Source organism: Undibacterium sp. Ji42W, from assembly GCF_049340405.1.
Taxonomy (GTDB): Bacteria; Pseudomonadota; Gammaproteobacteria; order Burkholderiales; family Burkholderiaceae_D; genus Undibacterium.
The window spans coordinates 21,181-35,323 of the sequence record NZ_JBMPOV010000020.1; the positions used below are offsets into that span (position 1 = coordinate 21,181).

General features: G+C 51.2%; 14 protein-coding genes. 7 read left to right on the plus strand and 7 right to left on the minus strand.

The genetic code is table 11. The features are described from left to right. Positions 1-15 precede the first annotated feature (15 nt). From ACO0LG_RS28030 to ACO0LG_RS28045, 4 genes are all read right to left on the minus strand, one after another. Positions 16-678: a methionine ABC transporter permease gene (locus ACO0LG_RS28030; RefSeq protein WP_423031682.1), complete on the minus strand. Its 663-nt coding sequence runs from the start codon at positions 676-678 to the stop codon at positions 16-18. Then, entirely contained in the window at positions 671-1,516 is an 846-nt protein-coding gene (locus ACO0LG_RS28035; RefSeq protein WP_423031685.1) for a methionine ABC transporter ATP-binding protein, read from the minus strand. The genes ACO0LG_RS28030 and ACO0LG_RS28035 overlap by 8 nt, the downstream gene beginning before the upstream one ends. Further along, a complete protein-coding gene (locus tag ACO0LG_RS28040; protein ID WP_423031687.1) occupies positions 1,482-2,693 on the minus strand; it encodes an acyl-CoA dehydrogenase family protein in 1,212 nt (403 codons plus the stop codon). The genes ACO0LG_RS28035 and ACO0LG_RS28040 overlap by 35 nt, the downstream gene beginning before the upstream one ends. Before the next feature lie 151 nt (positions 2,694-2,844). Beyond that, positions 2,845-3,747 carry a LysR family transcriptional regulator gene (locus ACO0LG_RS28045; protein ID WP_423031689.1) on the minus strand — a complete coding sequence of 301 codons (903 nt, stop codon included), beginning with the start codon at positions 3,745-3,747 and terminating at the stop codon, positions 2,845-2,847. A gap of 119 nt (positions 3,748-3,866) precedes the next feature. On the opposite strand from ACO0LG_RS28045, the gene ACO0LG_RS28050 reads away from it, so the two are divergent. The 4 genes from ACO0LG_RS28050 to ACO0LG_RS28065 all read left to right on the plus strand — a co-directional run bounded on the left by ACO0LG_RS28050 (position 3,867) and on the right by ACO0LG_RS28065 (position 7,706). Further along, positions 3,867-4,805 carry a DMT family transporter gene (locus tag ACO0LG_RS28050; RefSeq protein WP_423031691.1) on the plus strand — a complete coding sequence of 313 codons (939 nt, stop codon included), beginning with the start codon at positions 3,867-3,869 and terminating at the stop codon, positions 4,803-4,805. After that, a complete protein-coding gene (locus ACO0LG_RS28055; RefSeq protein ID WP_423031693.1) occupies positions 4,802-5,782 on the plus strand; it encodes an aldo/keto reductase in 981 nt (326 codons plus the stop codon). Before ACO0LG_RS28050 ends, ACO0LG_RS28055 begins: the two co-directional genes overlap by 4 nt. A 329-nt stretch (positions 5,783-6,111) precedes the next feature. Further along, a complete protein-coding gene (locus ACO0LG_RS28060; protein ID WP_423031695.1) occupies positions 6,112-6,594 on the plus strand; it encodes a cyclic nucleotide-binding domain-containing protein in 483 nt (160 codons plus the stop codon). Beyond that, complete coding sequence (locus ACO0LG_RS28065; RefSeq protein WP_423031697.1) at positions 6,591-7,706, plus strand: AI-2E family transporter; 1,116 nt, start codon at positions 6,591-6,593, stop codon at positions 7,704-7,706. Before ACO0LG_RS28060 ends, ACO0LG_RS28065 begins: the two co-directional genes overlap by 4 nt. 42 nt (positions 7,707-7,748) lie before the next feature. Here ACO0LG_RS28065 and ACO0LG_RS28070 read toward each other — a convergent pair whose 3' ends face one another. Further along, positions 7,749-10,175, minus strand: coding sequence for a penicillin acylase family protein (locus ACO0LG_RS28070; protein WP_423031699.1), 2,427 nt, complete (start codon positions 10,173-10,175; stop codon positions 7,749-7,751). 213 nt (positions 10,176-10,388) lie between these two features. Here ACO0LG_RS28070 and ACO0LG_RS28075 point away from each other — a divergent pair, with 213 nt between their 5' ends. Then, positions 10,389-10,844, plus strand: coding sequence for a MerR family transcriptional regulator (locus tag ACO0LG_RS28075; RefSeq protein ID WP_423031701.1), 456 nt, complete (start codon positions 10,389-10,391; stop codon positions 10,842-10,844). Here ACO0LG_RS28075 and prfH read toward each other — a convergent pair. Continuing rightward, positions 10,841-11,473 carry a peptide chain release factor H gene (gene prfH / locus ACO0LG_RS28080; protein WP_423031703.1) on the minus strand — a complete coding sequence of 211 codons (633 nt, stop codon included), beginning with the start codon at positions 11,471-11,473 and terminating at the stop codon, positions 10,841-10,843. The genes ACO0LG_RS28075 and prfH overlap by 4 nt on opposite strands. Further along, positions 11,473-12,666, minus strand: a complete 1,194-nt coding sequence (locus tag ACO0LG_RS28085) for an RNA ligase RtcB family protein (RefSeq protein WP_423031705.1) — start codon at positions 12,664-12,666, stop codon at positions 11,473-11,475. The genes prfH and ACO0LG_RS28085 overlap by 1 nt, the downstream gene beginning before the upstream one ends. Before the next feature lie 440 nt (positions 12,667-13,106). Here ACO0LG_RS28085 and ACO0LG_RS28090 point away from each other — a divergent pair, with 440 nt between their 5' ends. Next, positions 13,107-13,316 (plus strand): hypothetical protein, encoded by a 210-nt coding sequence (locus ACO0LG_RS28090; RefSeq protein WP_423031707.1) that lies wholly within the window; start codon positions 13,107-13,109, stop codon positions 13,314-13,316. Next, on the plus strand, positions 13,309-14,097 hold the full coding sequence (locus tag ACO0LG_RS28095; RefSeq protein ID WP_423031709.1) for a zeta toxin family protein: 789 nt from the start codon (positions 13,309-13,311) through the stop codon (positions 14,095-14,097). The genes ACO0LG_RS28090 and ACO0LG_RS28095 overlap by 8 nt, the downstream gene beginning before the upstream one ends. The last annotated feature ends 46 nt before the right edge of the window (positions 14,098-14,143 follow it).

The window sequence follows — 14,143 nt, forward strand, 5'->3', positions numbered from 1 at the left end:
TGAAAAATTAAAGAGTTAGCGTTTATCGATATGGCGGGCAATGCGGTTACCCGTGAACTGTATGATCTGCACCAGTGCGATCAGCAGGGCAACCGTGATGAACATGACGTCGGTCTGGAAACGGTAATAACCGTAACGTATCGCCAGGTCACCTATGCCACCGCCACCAACCACACCTGCAACAGCCGAGTAAGACAGGAAGCTGATCGCCAATACAGTCAATGCCAGCACCAGACCACTGCGTGCTTCCACCAGCAAGACACGGATGATGATTTGCAGTTCAGATGCGCCCATGGCATGCGCAGCTTCAATGACGCCGCGTGGCACTTCGCGAAAATTTTGTTCTACCAGACGGGCGAAATAGGGGATTGCCGCGATCGACAAAGGCACGGCTGCTGCTAGCGGGCCTATCGAGGTACCCACAATAAAGCGTGTGAATGGCACCAGCGCCACCAGCAAAATAATGAAAGGGAACGAGCGTATGGTATTTACCAGCCATCCCAGGAAGACCGCTAGCGGACGGTTTTGCAGTGACTGCCCATCTCCCACCAGGAAAAGCAACACACCCAGCGGGCCACCTATCAGTACCGCAGCACTCAGGCCTATGGCCAGCATGGTGACAGTTTGTAGTGTGGCAGTACCCAGTTCAGGCAATAACGAAATCAGGTTTTCAAACATGGATTATTTCCCTCCGCTGTGCATTGCTGCCATTCTCCTGTCCATGAAAAGCCAGTTCACGGCCCAGTGCAGTTTTCCGTAATATTCCAGTATCAGCCAATGAAAAACTTTCGGCAATTTCACCATCTTCAAGGACCGCGACCTTGTTGCAGATTGTGCTGAGTACAGACAGCTCATGACTGACGATGACGATGGTGACGCCCAGGCGCTGGTTGATGTCGCGCAGCGTATCCAGCACTTCACGCGTGGTCTCTGCATCCAGCGCCGAGGTGGGTTCATCGCACAAGACCACATTGGGTTTGCTGGCCAGCGCACGCGCAATCGCCACTCGCTGTTTTTGTCCGCCTGACAGTTGGGCTGGATAGCTGTCTGTCTTGTTGGCAAGGCCGACGATGTCCAGGCATTCAGCAACACGCTCGGTGATTTCATGCCTGCTTTGCTTCGAGTGTATTCTCAATGGGAAGGCCACATTTTCAAACACACGGGCGTTTTGCAAGAGATTGAATTGCTGGAAAATCATGCCGATGTTTTGCCTGGCGACGCGCAGTTCTTTTTTACCGAGCTTGGTCAGTTCCTGCCCGGCGACTATAACTGCGCCGTTATCTGGACGTTCGAGCAAATTGATCAGTCGCAGCAGTGTTGATTTACCAGCACCACTCTTGCCGATCAGGCCAAAGATATCGCCCTGCTCAATGTCGAGACTCACAGATTTGACTGCATGAAAAGTCTTGCCATCCGGTAGAGGAAAAGCCTTGCTGACAGACTGTATTTGTATGATGGATGTACGCACTTCTTTTTGCCAATCAGGAATATGCCGTAGGTTCAGGAAGGCTGCCATTCAACACATAGCGGCCCAAGTCGCGTAATTTGTAATCGATGGGATCGTGCAGTGTATGTACCCTGACATTGCGCCAGAACCTGTCATAGCCATAGCGTGCTGAAGTGGAACGGGCACCAGTCAGTTCAAACATTTGCGAGCTGACTTCTATACCTGCGCGGTGCGCCAGGCATTTTGCTTCTGCCACGGCAATTGCGAGTTCACCGCGGGTTTCTGCTGTGACCAGCGGCCCCTGGCGAAAAGCTTTTTCCAGGCTCGCTGCTGCCTGGTCTGCCAGTGCAACTGCCGGGCGCAATAGCAGCCAGAGTTCGCCGTAGCGATGTTGTATGTAAGGGTCGTCCGTGGCTTTATCCACGCCTGCTGCAAACCATGCCCTGGCCTGTTCTTGCGTGTATTGGCGGGCAGCATCAAAAGCACCCAGGCCTATGCCCAGGTACAGATTTGTCATGATCAGTTGCGCAACTTGCGAGCGCAGAGTGGCCTGCGCAGTTGGGAATGTTGCTGGCGCTTGCAACACCAGATCAGCAGGCAGGAAGACATTTTCAAAATGCACATTGCCACTATCCGTCTGTTTTTGACCAAAGGCGTCCCAGTCAGCTTGCACTGAGATCCCTTTTTGTCTGGTAGGAATAGCAGCGATCAAAGCACTTTGAGTGGCCTCATCCCAGGCCGAGATCGTCAGCCATTCTGCGCCTACAGAGCCAGATGAAAAACTCTTGATGCCATTCAGGATATAACCACCTTCTGTCCTTGTTGCCGTGGTGCGCTTGTCCAGGGGATTGAGGGCATTACCCCAGAAAAGTCTTTGTTCTACCGTCGCTGCCAGCAAGCGGCGCTGTTGCGGCGCATTGCCATACAGCTGTATGCCAGCGAGTTGCAGATGATGGAAGGCGAAGACATGCGCCAGCGCGCTGTCGGCTTTGGCCAGCAGGCGTATCACCTGGAAAACCAGAGGCCAGCCCGCACCCTGGCCACCAAATTCTACCGGGATGGAAAGTGTCAGCAAGCCAGAAGCGCGTATCCATTCGCGTTCCTGTTGCGCATGTCCGCCTGCGTGATCACGTTCAACAGCCGTGCTGGCCAGTTGATCAGCTAAAGCATTGGCGATAGCCAGCGCATCTTCTTGCTGATCTGAAGTAGCGGTAGGCAGGGCTCGGCTGTGCAGGGCGAAGGTCATGATGGTAAACCTGATATTTCTAAATGATCTGAAAAATCAGTATTACATTGCTCCTTATTCGCGTACACGAACAAATCCAGCTTACCTTATACGTTATTGAACTATGAAGAAAATCAAGATTGGATAGTTGAAATGCGTATGATGCTTTGTCTTATGATGCCGATGAGTTTTGTGCCTGTAGCAAATAATCGATGAAGACCCTGATCTTCAAGGCCAGATGTTTGCCCGGTGTATATACCGCGTAAATATTGCCCGTGTATGGCGCGCAAAATTCCCAATCAGGTAAAACTACTTCTACCTGCTTCGATGCGATGGCAGCACGCGCCGTAAAGTCGGGGACCAGGCCTATGCCGCCACCAGCAAGCGTAGCTGCGAGTATGGCTGAACTATTGTTGATAGTCAGTCGCGCCGGGATTTTCACATTGCGTTGCTGCTTATCTTTTTGCATGGTCCAGTGATCACCAAAGCTGCCATAGCCCAGATAAATGCAACGATGTGCAGGTAATTCATCTGGCGCGGCGGGGTAGCCAGATTGCTGCAAATAATCTGGAGTGGCCACCATTACATAGCGCATCTTGCCCAATGGCCGGGCTGCCAGACCAGGTGCCAGTTCGCGAGAAATGCGTATCGCCAGATCCGCGCCTTCATCGATGAGGTCCAGGGTATTGTCTATCAGGGTCAGGCGCACGGATACATCCGGATAGGCATCCAGAAAACCCGGAAGCAAGGGGGCCAGCCAGACTTCGCCCAATACTACTGGGGCAGTCACATGTATCACGCCGCTTGGATACTGGCTGTACGTGCCTGCCAGCGCATGGGTTTCACGCGCTGCCTGCAAGATGCGCATGCTGCCTGTCAACACCTCCTGCCCCAGTTCGGTCAGTGCAAATGAACGCGTGGTTCTTTGCAACATCCTGCCACCCATATGCGCTTCCAGCCGCGTGATATGACGGCTGATGGCGGAGGTATTCACCCCCAGTTGCCGGGCAGCCGCCGAAAAACTGCCGCTTTCCACCACCAGGGCGAAGATCACCATCTCATTGAGCATTTCCATTTCGTACGTCCTTTTATTTTTGCCTTCATGGCAACAATCCTTTGTATTTTATGCGTATTGTAGAAGAGTGTCAGCTTGTCGATAATGGCAGCTACTTAAATCAGAAGCAGGTGGACACGATGAATAGTAGTGATTTTGGCAATTCTGGGAACACCGGCAAGTGGCAAATGGTGGTGGCAATGAGTTTGTCGGGCACCATAGGACTGTTCGTGCTGGCTAGCGGCCAACCTGCGACGACTGTGGTTTTATTGCGCTGCCTGATTGGTGGCTTTAGTCTGCTGGCCTTGCTGTACTGGCAGGGTGGCTGGATAAACTTAAATGTCGTACAAGTAAAATGGTTATTACTGGGTGCTACTGCGCTCATCATCAACTGGCTATGCCTGTTTTCTGCGTATCGTCTCAGCAGTATTTCCATAGCCACGGTGGTCTATCATGTACAACCCTTCTTTTTACTGATCTTGCTGGCGATGACGCAAAAGGATGGGCAAATCTGGCGCAAGCTGCCTTTCCTGTTAATGGCTTTCGCTGGCGTGGTGCTTAGTTCGCGATTGGATATCCGGCATGATTTCCTGCGCAGTACTGATGGACATTTTAGTCAGGCATTGACAGGTGCCGGCCTGGCCTTGCTGGCAGCACTGCTGTATGCATTTGCCACGCTGGCGACCCGGAAACTGCAAGGCATAGCCCCGGCGCAAATTGCAGGTTTGCAATTATTGACAGGTGCCGTGGTGCTGGCACCGATGGCAGATTTATCAAACTGGAGCTGGCACTGGCAAAGCTGGGGCAGTTTATTGTTGCTGGGCTTTGTCCATACCGGGATGATGTATAAACTCATGTACGATGCTTTTCAAAGACTGTCAGCAACGCGGATTGCTACACTATCCTTTATTTATCCGCTGGTGGCCTTGCTGGTCGATGTGTGTTTTTTTTCTACGGTCTTGAGTGCCGAGCAATTGCTCGGCATGGCAATGATATTGACAGCCGTAATGGCAAATCAGCGTGACTGGAATCTGGCTGGGTTGATACGCGATTTCAATTTAAAAAATGGAAACAAATGATGAAAACTCGTGAACTGGGACAACAAGGTTTGCTCGTCTCTGAGCTGGGGCTGGGATGCATGGGCATGAGTGCAGCGTATGGTGCTGCTGATGAAAGTGAAAGCATAGCTACCATCCACCGGGCGCTGGAACTGGGTTTGAATTTTTTTGACACGGCAGAACAATACGGCCCCTATGCTAATGAAGCTTTGTTGGGCAAAGCCTTGCAAGGCAGGCGCAGTGAGGTCGTACTCGCCACGAAGTTTGGTTTTAAGATAGCAAACAATCAAATAACTGGCCTGGACAGCCATCCCAAACACATACGTCAGGCAGTGGAGGGGTCTTTGCAAAGGCTGGGTACGGATTATATTGATCTTTTGTATCAGCACAGGGTAGATCCCAACATTCCAATAGAAGACGTAACAGGTTGTATGGCTGATTTGGTGCAGCAAGGCAAAGTACGGTTTTTAGGCTTATCAGAAGCGGGTGTCAATACCATACGCCGTGCGCATGCGGTCCACCCCATCAGTGCATTACAGAGCGAATATTCCTTGTGGGAGCGCAATCTGGAAGACGAAATTTTGCCGCTCTTGCGTGAACTGGGTATAGGCCTGGTGCCTTTCAGCCCTCTGGGGCGCGGATTCCTCAGCGGTAGCGCACTGCGTGCTGAAGCTTATCCTGCAACGGATTTTCGCCATCTCGACCCGCGTTTGCAGGGTGAGAATTTTGATCGCAATATGCAGGCAGCGGCTCAGGTAAGAGCAATTGCCAATGCTAAAAATATCAGTCCCGCTCAATTGGCCCTGGCCTGGGTCATGCATCAGGGGCAGGATATTGTCGCCATTCCAGGTACCAAGAGGGTGAAGTATCTGGAAGAAAATCTGCTTGCCAGCGAGGTAGTGCTGGGTAATGCCGATATGCAAGCCCTGGGGCTGGCAATGAAAACTGTCGCAGGCGAGCGTTACAGCAAAGAGAGAATGGCCATGGTGGACAGATGATCTGCACTTATGCTGAATCATCTGGAACTCAGCTCTGCTACTAAGCTCTTGTGATGAATGCCCGCCCGCTGGTAGCTTATTTATTCACGCGTATATCCTGAATCCGGCCTGTATGTGCGCTTGACGTCCTGCTATTCTAAGGCAGGCCACAAACGTGGGGATAGCGCGCGGGAAACAAATATGAAAGTGTCTTTGCGGGATTTGTGGTGCTAATATTTACGCTTTTAGTGTAACTCCTGGGTACCACGCATCAGATTTTGATGGGCAACTCTCGCCCTGTGCCGCATAATTGCGGATTGTTCCGCTACCAAGAATAAAAGGAATTACGCATGACACTGACCTGGATAAGACAACCTCCCGCTTCTTATCGCCTGCAACGCTTATCAGGTATGTCATTGTTCGCCACTTTGAGCCCGCGCGAATTAAAGATTATTGATGGCATGCTGCATGACAGGCAGTATCTTGCCAATGAAATCATTTTTGATGAAGGCGAGGAAGGGCAGGCCTTGTACATCATTCTGTCTGGCATAGTGAATATCAACCGAAGGCGTGAGCATGGCGATGAATTCATCGCCAATCTGACCGAGGGTAATTTTTTTGGCGACGTGGCCTTGCTGGATAACTCACCGCGCAGTGCACAGGCCAAGGCGGCAGAAAATTGTGAAATAGCGGTATTTTTTCGTGCTGACTTCAGCTCTTTACTCGAAACCAATGCCGTCATCGGCTACAAGATCTCGCTGGAACTGGCCCGCCTGAACAGCCGCCGCCTGCGCGATTCCCTGGATGATGTGTGGCGTAGTGAGGCCTTGTGAACCAGCGACAATCCGGCCCCATCGTATGGCTGTGTGTACTTGCCTCGACTTGCCTGTTGCTATTTTTACTGCCCAAGGTTTTGTGGCTGCTGATACCGTTTATGTTTGCAATGATATTGTATTACATACTCGTGCCTGCAGTGGCGCGCTTGAGCCTGTTGGGGTTGCCACGCGAGTTGGCAGCGACCCTGGTCGGAGGCATTTTTTTTATTGTGTTGGCCTTGGTGCTGGCCTATATCATTAATAAATTCACCTTGCGAGCAGGGTCTTTGCAAGAGATGTTCACACATTATGTCGATGGCGGGATACGTTTCGTGCACAATTCCATGCAGTCCATGGAAGAAAATTTTTCCATACTGCGCAAGGCACATGCCAGTGAAATGGTGAATGCGTGGATGGCGAGTAATACCGATAATTTTGCCCAGCAATATGTCGCCAACATACTGGTTTCCATGGCCGGCATATTGCCTGCAGTATTTCTGACACCTTTCCTGACTTTCTTTTTCTTGCGTGATGGCCGCAAGTTCAAGCAATTTCTGGCGCGGGCAGTACCAAATGCCTTTTTTGAAGAAACCTTGTTTCTCATGCATGAAATTGGCCAGACGGCTCGCCGCTATTTTCAGGGTTTGCTGAAGCTGACGGTGATAGATACGCTCATACTGGCATTGGGATTGTGGTCCATTGGTATATCAGCACCATTCACACTGGCGCTGATATCGGCCATTCTGGCATGGGTGCCTTTTGTTGGCTCGGTGCTGGGCTGCATCATGGTGGTACTGGTAGCTGCTACCGATGCGCCTGATACTCCTTTGCTGGCCTACGGTGCGATTACTGTCTTCATCACGGTACGTTTGCTCGATGATTTTATTTTCATGCCGATGACCCTGGGACGTAGCCTGCACATGCATCCGCTCATTTCTGTGCTGATGATTTTTGTCGGTGGCGAGCTGGCTGGTATCGCTGGCCTGATGCTGGTGTTGCCGATACTGGGCATCGCCATGGTGGTGGGCGAGACAGTGGGTAGTGTCATTGCTGACCCCCGCCTGCGGGCACGTCATCGCCATGCCAAAGCCCTGCGTGAGCGACAGGTCAGTTTTGATTTGAAAGACTAAAAAATAGAAAAAAATGGCAGCGATGAGGCTGCCATTTTTGCTTTAGGGCTTCAGGGTTTGCCTGTGCCTGGCATTGGCTTCCACTTTGTCAGGCGCAAACCACCAAGGGCGGCGTTCATCTTTTGCCCACAGTTTGGCCATGTCATTCTGGTGCTCCTGGAAATGCCTTTCACTGACACCACCGGCCATGGCCGCTTCTATCTTTTCATTGTCACCAAAGTCCATGATGACCTGCATGGAGGCGAAGAAGTTAGATTCGTAGGGTTTTTGGAAATCATAGACACCACGGCTGACAGTTTCGCCACTGCCGGAGCGTTCAACGGTAAAACCACCCAGCAATTCCTGCCCTGCGCCATTGCGGCGCAAGGGGCTGACAAAGCGCACAGTATGGGCCTTGCCCCAACGCCACTGGGACATATCTTTACCTTGCAAGACTTCGATCTCTGCACGGGCGCGTGGTGCTGCCGCGCGTATCACATCGGCCAGGGTTTCGCGCTTGTCCTTGGTGCGCATATCGTCAAACCAGATGGAGTCTGGGTTTGCCAGCAGGGTATCAAAACGCTGCTGCCAGAAATACCAGGTTGACAGCATGTCCTTGGCGACATCGTCACCCAGTTCATCACTGAACGTACCTATCACGACTTCCCTGTAAAGTGCCTGATAGACCAGCGGTGCAGCAAGGGCTGCATCGTCCCGGCCATCCCAGTTCCTGAGGATGGCGGCCAGGTCTTTGTTTGCAGTATCATTTTCCAGTGTCGCGATAAGGGCAGGGCGCAAGGTATCTGATTGCAGATTGCGACTGTCATGCATGAGTTTCCAGTGATCTTCCACCGTCATCTTTTGTGCAGCACCCAGTACCTGTCCTATACGGGTATAGCGATAATTGGGCGAGACATAATTGGTGTAATACCAGGGGAAATCTTTGGGCCGGGTATCATGGTTAGCAGTGCCCACCCAGGCACGTTCCGGGTTGACCATGCCGGGCATCTTGTCCTTGGGGATAAAGCCTGTCCAGTCATCGCTGCCGTCTGCTGGTGGCAGGCGCGGGAAGCCGCCGTCCGCACCTGCGCGTATCGGAACAGCGCCAGTGGCACGGTGAGCGATAGTTCCCTGGTCATCACCAAAGACAAAGTTGAACATCATCAAATCTATTTTTTGTACTTGCTTGTCAAATTCGCTGGCATTGGCGGCAGTCAGCATACCTTCTATGCCGATTTGCGGTGTCAATACTTCGGCATCGGTAGAACGCAAGACCAGTAGCTTGTCACCCTTGGGCCCGAGGCCGGGGTGGTCGGTAATCACTGGTCCACGTTTGGTGAAACGTATGACCAGTGGCTGCTCCCGGTACCCGCCTGCGGCGCTCTTGTCCTTGATACGTATGTTTTCATTGATCACGGTGAAGGGTATGCTGCGGCCACCATCCATGTAATGATCTCTATTGACCGGGTCCAGGCTTTCCACATACAAATCCTGCACATCACCATAGGCATTAGTGACACCAAAAGCCACATGCTTGGTACGTCCTACCATAATGCCAGGCATGCCGGGTATGGCGGCACCCACGGCTTGTATCTCGGGTGTGAACAAACCTATGGGATGCCAGGTACCCGGCAAGATACGGTTATCCAGATGCGGGTCATTCGCCACCATGGCCTTGCCGGATTGAGAGCGAGATGGGCCAATTGCCCAGTTGTTCGAACCCAGGCCCTGATGATTCAAGGTCTCGGGTGCGATATTCAAATCACTCCATGCCAGATTCAATTGTGCGGATTGTGCCTGCTGGTTTTCTGATTGCTTGATGGATGCTACTGGCGTCGTCTTCCAGTCAGGATTCACAGTCAGCGGGAAAATCTCGCGTGCTTTTTCCATGCCCAGATGATCGATGAGCTTTTGTGCGATGACTTCCGCCTTGAAATTGGTTGAGTGGGTGTAATGGATGTAATGCACCAGCGCCACCAGGTCGGCCACCGACCAGGCTTGTGGTGCCAAGCCTATGGCCTTGAGTTCTATGGGATGTTCACCGGGATAAGACTTGATATAGGCATTGATGCCATCGACATAATATTGAAAGAATGCTCGCGATTCAGGGCTCAGTTTTTCTGCATGGCGCTCACCATTGCGGCGTATGCCCAGCACCCGCATACGTACGTCGCTGGGCACGGTCTCTGTACCCAGGATGGCCGACAATTCACCACGCCAGGTGGCACGGAATAATTCCATCTGCATCAGCCGGTTTTGTGCAGTCACAAAGCCTTGTGCCCGCAACAGGTCAGGTGTATTACTGGCAAAAATATACGGTATGCCCAGCTCATCGCGCAAGACTTTAACGGGAGCAGTCAAACCAGTCAACTGCATTTCACCGTCTATTTGTGGATGGCCGGAACTGCGCAGTTTCAGATACCCAGCCGTTGCGCCCAAGGCAAGTACTATCGCCAGACCTATGGTCGTGCGCTTCAAAATTTTACTCATCTTGTCTCCATTGAGTCAGGCTTCGGCCTGCCCGTTGTTGTATTTGTTTGCTTTTTTAAGCAAGCTCTCATCATTTCGCAAGCAAGTAACGCCGTCAAGCAATAATCACTACCTACCAATTTTTGCTGCAAAGCGAAATTATTTCATCTTGTGCTCGGTCTAAAGCCTGGACTAAACTCCATACTCAAGAGAGATTTCAGTCTGGAGCAAGCAATGAACATCAGCCAGTTTGCGGGAGCCTGCGAAGTATCGGCCGACACCGTGCGCTATTACGAAAAACAGGGCATCATCAAGCCTGCCCCACGGCTGGGCAATGGTTACCGCAAGTATGGCGATGCCGACGTACAAACCCTGCGCTTCGTCCGCGGCGCGCAGGCACTGGGTTTCTCTCTGGCAGAAATACAGGCCATCATGCCGCGCCTGGCAGAGGGTAAGTTTGCCCGCGCAGACATTGAGCAGCAATTATTGAACAAGATGGCGCAGATAGACGGACACATGCGCCAGCTGAAAACCCTTAAAAAAGAATTACAGGCGACCTTTTCCTTGCTGACTTGCAAGCCTGAATTGCCAGTCACCACCACACAAAGCACCGCCACCGATAGCGGCAGCGGTGCTGGTGCGGCAATGGCAAAGAAGGCTTTCAAGAAGCCTGTCGCAAAAAGGCTTTAGGTTTTTTGTTCTTTGAAATCCATGCCCACAAATATGCGTCCGGCATTCCCCCTTTCTGTATCGTGATGCTGCATGCGTCTTTCGGCTTTGCTGTCGCGTTCTTTTGCCGCATGCAATTCTGCCAGTTTGCTGCTCAGTAATTGCGCTGCCAGGCGCTTGTTGGCATGTTGACTGCGCTCAGTCTGTACCTTGACTGAAATGCCGGTGGCAATGTGTGTAGCGCGTATGGCACTGTCAGTCTTGTTGACATGTTGCCCACCTGGGCCGGACGCACGAGTGGCCTCATAACGTATCTCACTCTCAGGCATGGTGCTGCCAACCTGAAATACTTTGCATCCCAAAAACCAGTTCTTGCGTTTGTGGCCTAACCGGTAAGGGCTATTGCAGATCCATAGCAGGTTACCTTCCCATGCCTGGGCCAGCTCTAGTACCACATCCCCACTTTTGTCGCTGCTCAATTCCAGCAAGGCAGAACGCAGGTTGCCAGCATATGGCCCATCGACCCGTTCAATGATGCGCACAGTGACACTTGCTTTTGCTGCTTCCTTATTGAAGAGTTGCAAAGCCTTGGCAACTGCCAGGCAACATTCTGCCGGGCCTGTATTCGCGGTGATTTGTAAATATAGCATCAGCAGCACTCCCCGCGTGTTTTGTAGGTCAGCAGGGGTGTGCTGCGGGATATGACCGTAACCAGGTCTGCACCCAGCAAACAGTCGAGTACGCTATCCAGGTTTTTATAGGCTTGCGGTGCTTCTTCGTAAATCAGGGCGCGGTCGGCACATATTACGCGGCTGCCAAATTCCGTGCGACTCAGTTGATCCGGTGTCGCCAGTTTGAATAGCCTTTCCTTGCAATCTGAGCGCTGCCATTTACGGCCTGCACCATGCGCCAGTGAATACAAGCTGGCTGCGCCGTTCTCTGCCTTTGGTTGCAACAGATAGCTAAAGTCGCCGCGTGAACCCGGTAACATCACCAGTCCCTGATCACTGGGGCTGGCACCTTTGCGGTGCAGCCACAAACTCTTGCCATCTGCTTGTACAGGTGTCACGAGATTGTGATGTACATCAAGAACCTGTTCGCCATTGCAACGCAGGCGGCGCAATATACGTGCAGCGATCATGGCACGATTCAGTGCTGCATAAGCCAGCGCGGCATCATGCTTGGCCAAATAATCTTTAGCTGCTTCGCTATCACTTGCGAGACCCGCGTGACTATGTGCATCTACATGCTGACGCAAGATGAATTGCCCCAGACCACGCGAGCCGCTATGCACCAGTAATTGCACACGTTTGGCATGCAGGTTTGCTGCGCCGTAGCTGCTTGTGTCATCGACTTTGTCAGTGATTTGCAATTCGGCAAAATGATTGCCACCACCTATAGTGCCGAGCGAGCGAATTTGCAGTAAATCCAGTCCTGCGACCAAAAGGCCGTTAGCGACTGTCTGTTTTTTTGTTGCGAGATCAGGATCAAGGCTGAGTAATTGCTGCCATTCATCTTCATCGACAGGTTCATCAAGATTGCCGATTTGCTTGTCGAGTTTATCCAGCTTGACCTTGTTGATTGCCAGGTCGGTCTGATACAGGCTCATGCCGCAGCCTATGTCATTGCCAACCAGGGCAGGGTAGAAGTGGTCTTGTGATAAAAATGCCGCGCCGACAGGGTAGCCCCGGCCCGGGTGTAAATCAGGCAGGCCAATTACGCTGACCATATGTGTTAATTGTGCTGTAGTCTTGAGTTGCTGTATAGCGCTGTCTTCAAGCCACAAACGGTCTGAGGCGATTACGGATACGCGCTCAGACAATTGCTGAAAAAAATTGCCCATAGAGGAATTCCAAAAAAATATTTACGGAATTGGGCGCTGGTATAGACGCATCACTTCATCGACTAGTGTCGACAAGATGAAGAGTATGATGAATTGCCTGCAGACGTGTGCACTGTATCAACAGCGCGATGAAATACGAATTAATGCACGCAGTAGAAAACCAGACCCAATGAAGGAGAGAGGTTTTGTATTAGTCGCATGTGGATCTCCTTTCAGATTAAGTTGGTTGAGGTGAGAGCTTGATAGTAGCCTATGCTTTTTGGTTTTGGCAAGAAATTTTTCTTTCTTGCCACGCAGGAAAACTGATGCGCCAACATTAAAACCTGCTTTATCAACGGCGTAACATATTGCAACTTCATTTATGCTTTCTGCGTCAAACGTCTAGAATCAAAAATTGAAGTATGTATTTTCTAATTTCTTTATTGTGATCAGGAAGAAAAATGAGTCAGCCGAATCAAGAAAATAAATTGAGCGAAGATGATCTGCACGAGTTGGAACTGGACAAGAAGTTTGCAGAGCATATTAAAAAACTCAACGAGACAGAGACTATCAGTTATGTTGATGAGCAAGGTTATCTGGTCAGGCGCACTCCTGAGGGAATCATTACGCGCGTGCATGATGTTCCTGTAGAAAAGTCACAACATGAGTGAACGCCCCGTCGCCCTGTTTTATGGTGGCACGAATGGGTCGGGCAAATCCAGTTTGCGCGAAATTGATTCTGGCAGCAAGATAAGCAATCATATAGACCCAGACGCCATCGCCCGCTTCATGAATCCGCAAGACCCGCGCGCTGTTGATGTGGCCGCAGGTCGTGAAGCAATACACCAGTTCAAACAAGCCCTGGCGGCGAAGACCTCGTTTACGATGGAAACCACGCTCACCGGCAATGGCATACTTAGGCGCATGGAAGAAGCCAAAGCTGCCGGGTTCCAGGTGCAATTGCGCTACGTCGGGCTAAACAGTGCAGACGTCAATGTAGAACGCGTAGCCAATCGTGTAGCTAAAGGCGGCCACCATATTGATGAAGATGTCATCAGAAGACGATATACAGAAAGCCAGGACAACCTGGTCAAGGCCGTCGCGATTTGCGACAAGACTTTGATACGTGACAATTCTGGTGCAACCCCTGTCACTTACCTGAAGATTGAAAATAATCAGATCACTCATCTCACGGATAAAGAGTCACCAAACTGGATTAAAGCGATAGAGACAAAAATTCTGGCAGGTATGCAAACCAGCCAGTCTCCATCAAAATTAGCAGAAAAAGTGAACGAAATTACTGCAACTGCTTTGAAGGGGTCACAAAAATCGGAAAAATCGACCGCAATTGCCAATGACAGTACCAATGTATTATCAGGGCAAGATAGCCCTTCGAATCGACTGATTGCTGCTGTTAACGAATCGACCAAGTTGGGTAAGCCAAAGCCATAAGATGATGGCATTGCCATAAGAGTGCGATCATTCCACTTATCTCTTC

Coding starts and splice junctions, on each gene's coding strand:
- ACO0LG_RS28095 (WP_423031709.1), top strand. CDS start 13,309: ATGAGTGAACGCCCCGTCGCCCTGTTTTATGGTGGCACGAATGGGTCG.
- prfH (WP_423031703.1), bottom strand. CDS start 11,473: ATGCTATATTTACAAATCACCGCGAATACAGGCCCGGCAGAATGTTGC.
- ACO0LG_RS28090 (WP_423031707.1), top strand. CDS start 13,107: ATGAGTCAGCCGAATCAAGAAAATAAATTGAGCGAAGATGATCTGCAC.
- ACO0LG_RS28045 (WP_423031689.1), bottom strand. CDS start 3,747: ATGGAAATGCTCAATGAGATGGTGATCTTCGCCCTGGTGGTGGAAAGC.
- ACO0LG_RS28050 (WP_423031691.1), top strand. CDS start 3,867: ATGAATAGTAGTGATTTTGGCAATTCTGGGAACACCGGCAAGTGGCAA.
- ACO0LG_RS28040 (WP_423031687.1), bottom strand. CDS start 2,693: ATGACCTTCGCCCTGCACAGCCGAGCCCTGCCTACCGCTACTTCAGAT.
- ACO0LG_RS28030 (WP_423031682.1), bottom strand. CDS start 678: ATGTTTGAAAACCTGATTTCGTTATTGCCTGAACTGGGTACTGCCACA.
- ACO0LG_RS28070 (WP_423031699.1), bottom strand. CDS start 10,175: ATGAGTAAAATTTTGAAGCGCACGACCATAGGTCTGGCGATAGTACTT.
- ACO0LG_RS28035 (WP_423031685.1), bottom strand. CDS start 1,516: ATGGCAGCCTTCCTGAACCTACGGCATATTCCTGATTGGCAAAAAGAA.
- ACO0LG_RS28075 (WP_423031701.1), top strand. CDS start 10,389: ATGAACATCAGCCAGTTTGCGGGAGCCTGCGAAGTATCGGCCGACACC.
- ACO0LG_RS28055 (WP_423031693.1), top strand. CDS start 4,802: ATGATGAAAACTCGTGAACTGGGACAACAAGGTTTGCTCGTCTCTGAG.
- ACO0LG_RS28085 (WP_423031705.1), bottom strand. CDS start 12,666: ATGGGCAATTTTTTTCAGCAATTGTCTGAGCGCGTATCCGTAATCGCC.
- ACO0LG_RS28060 (WP_423031695.1), top strand. CDS start 6,112: ATGACACTGACCTGGATAAGACAACCTCCCGCTTCTTATCGCCTGCAA.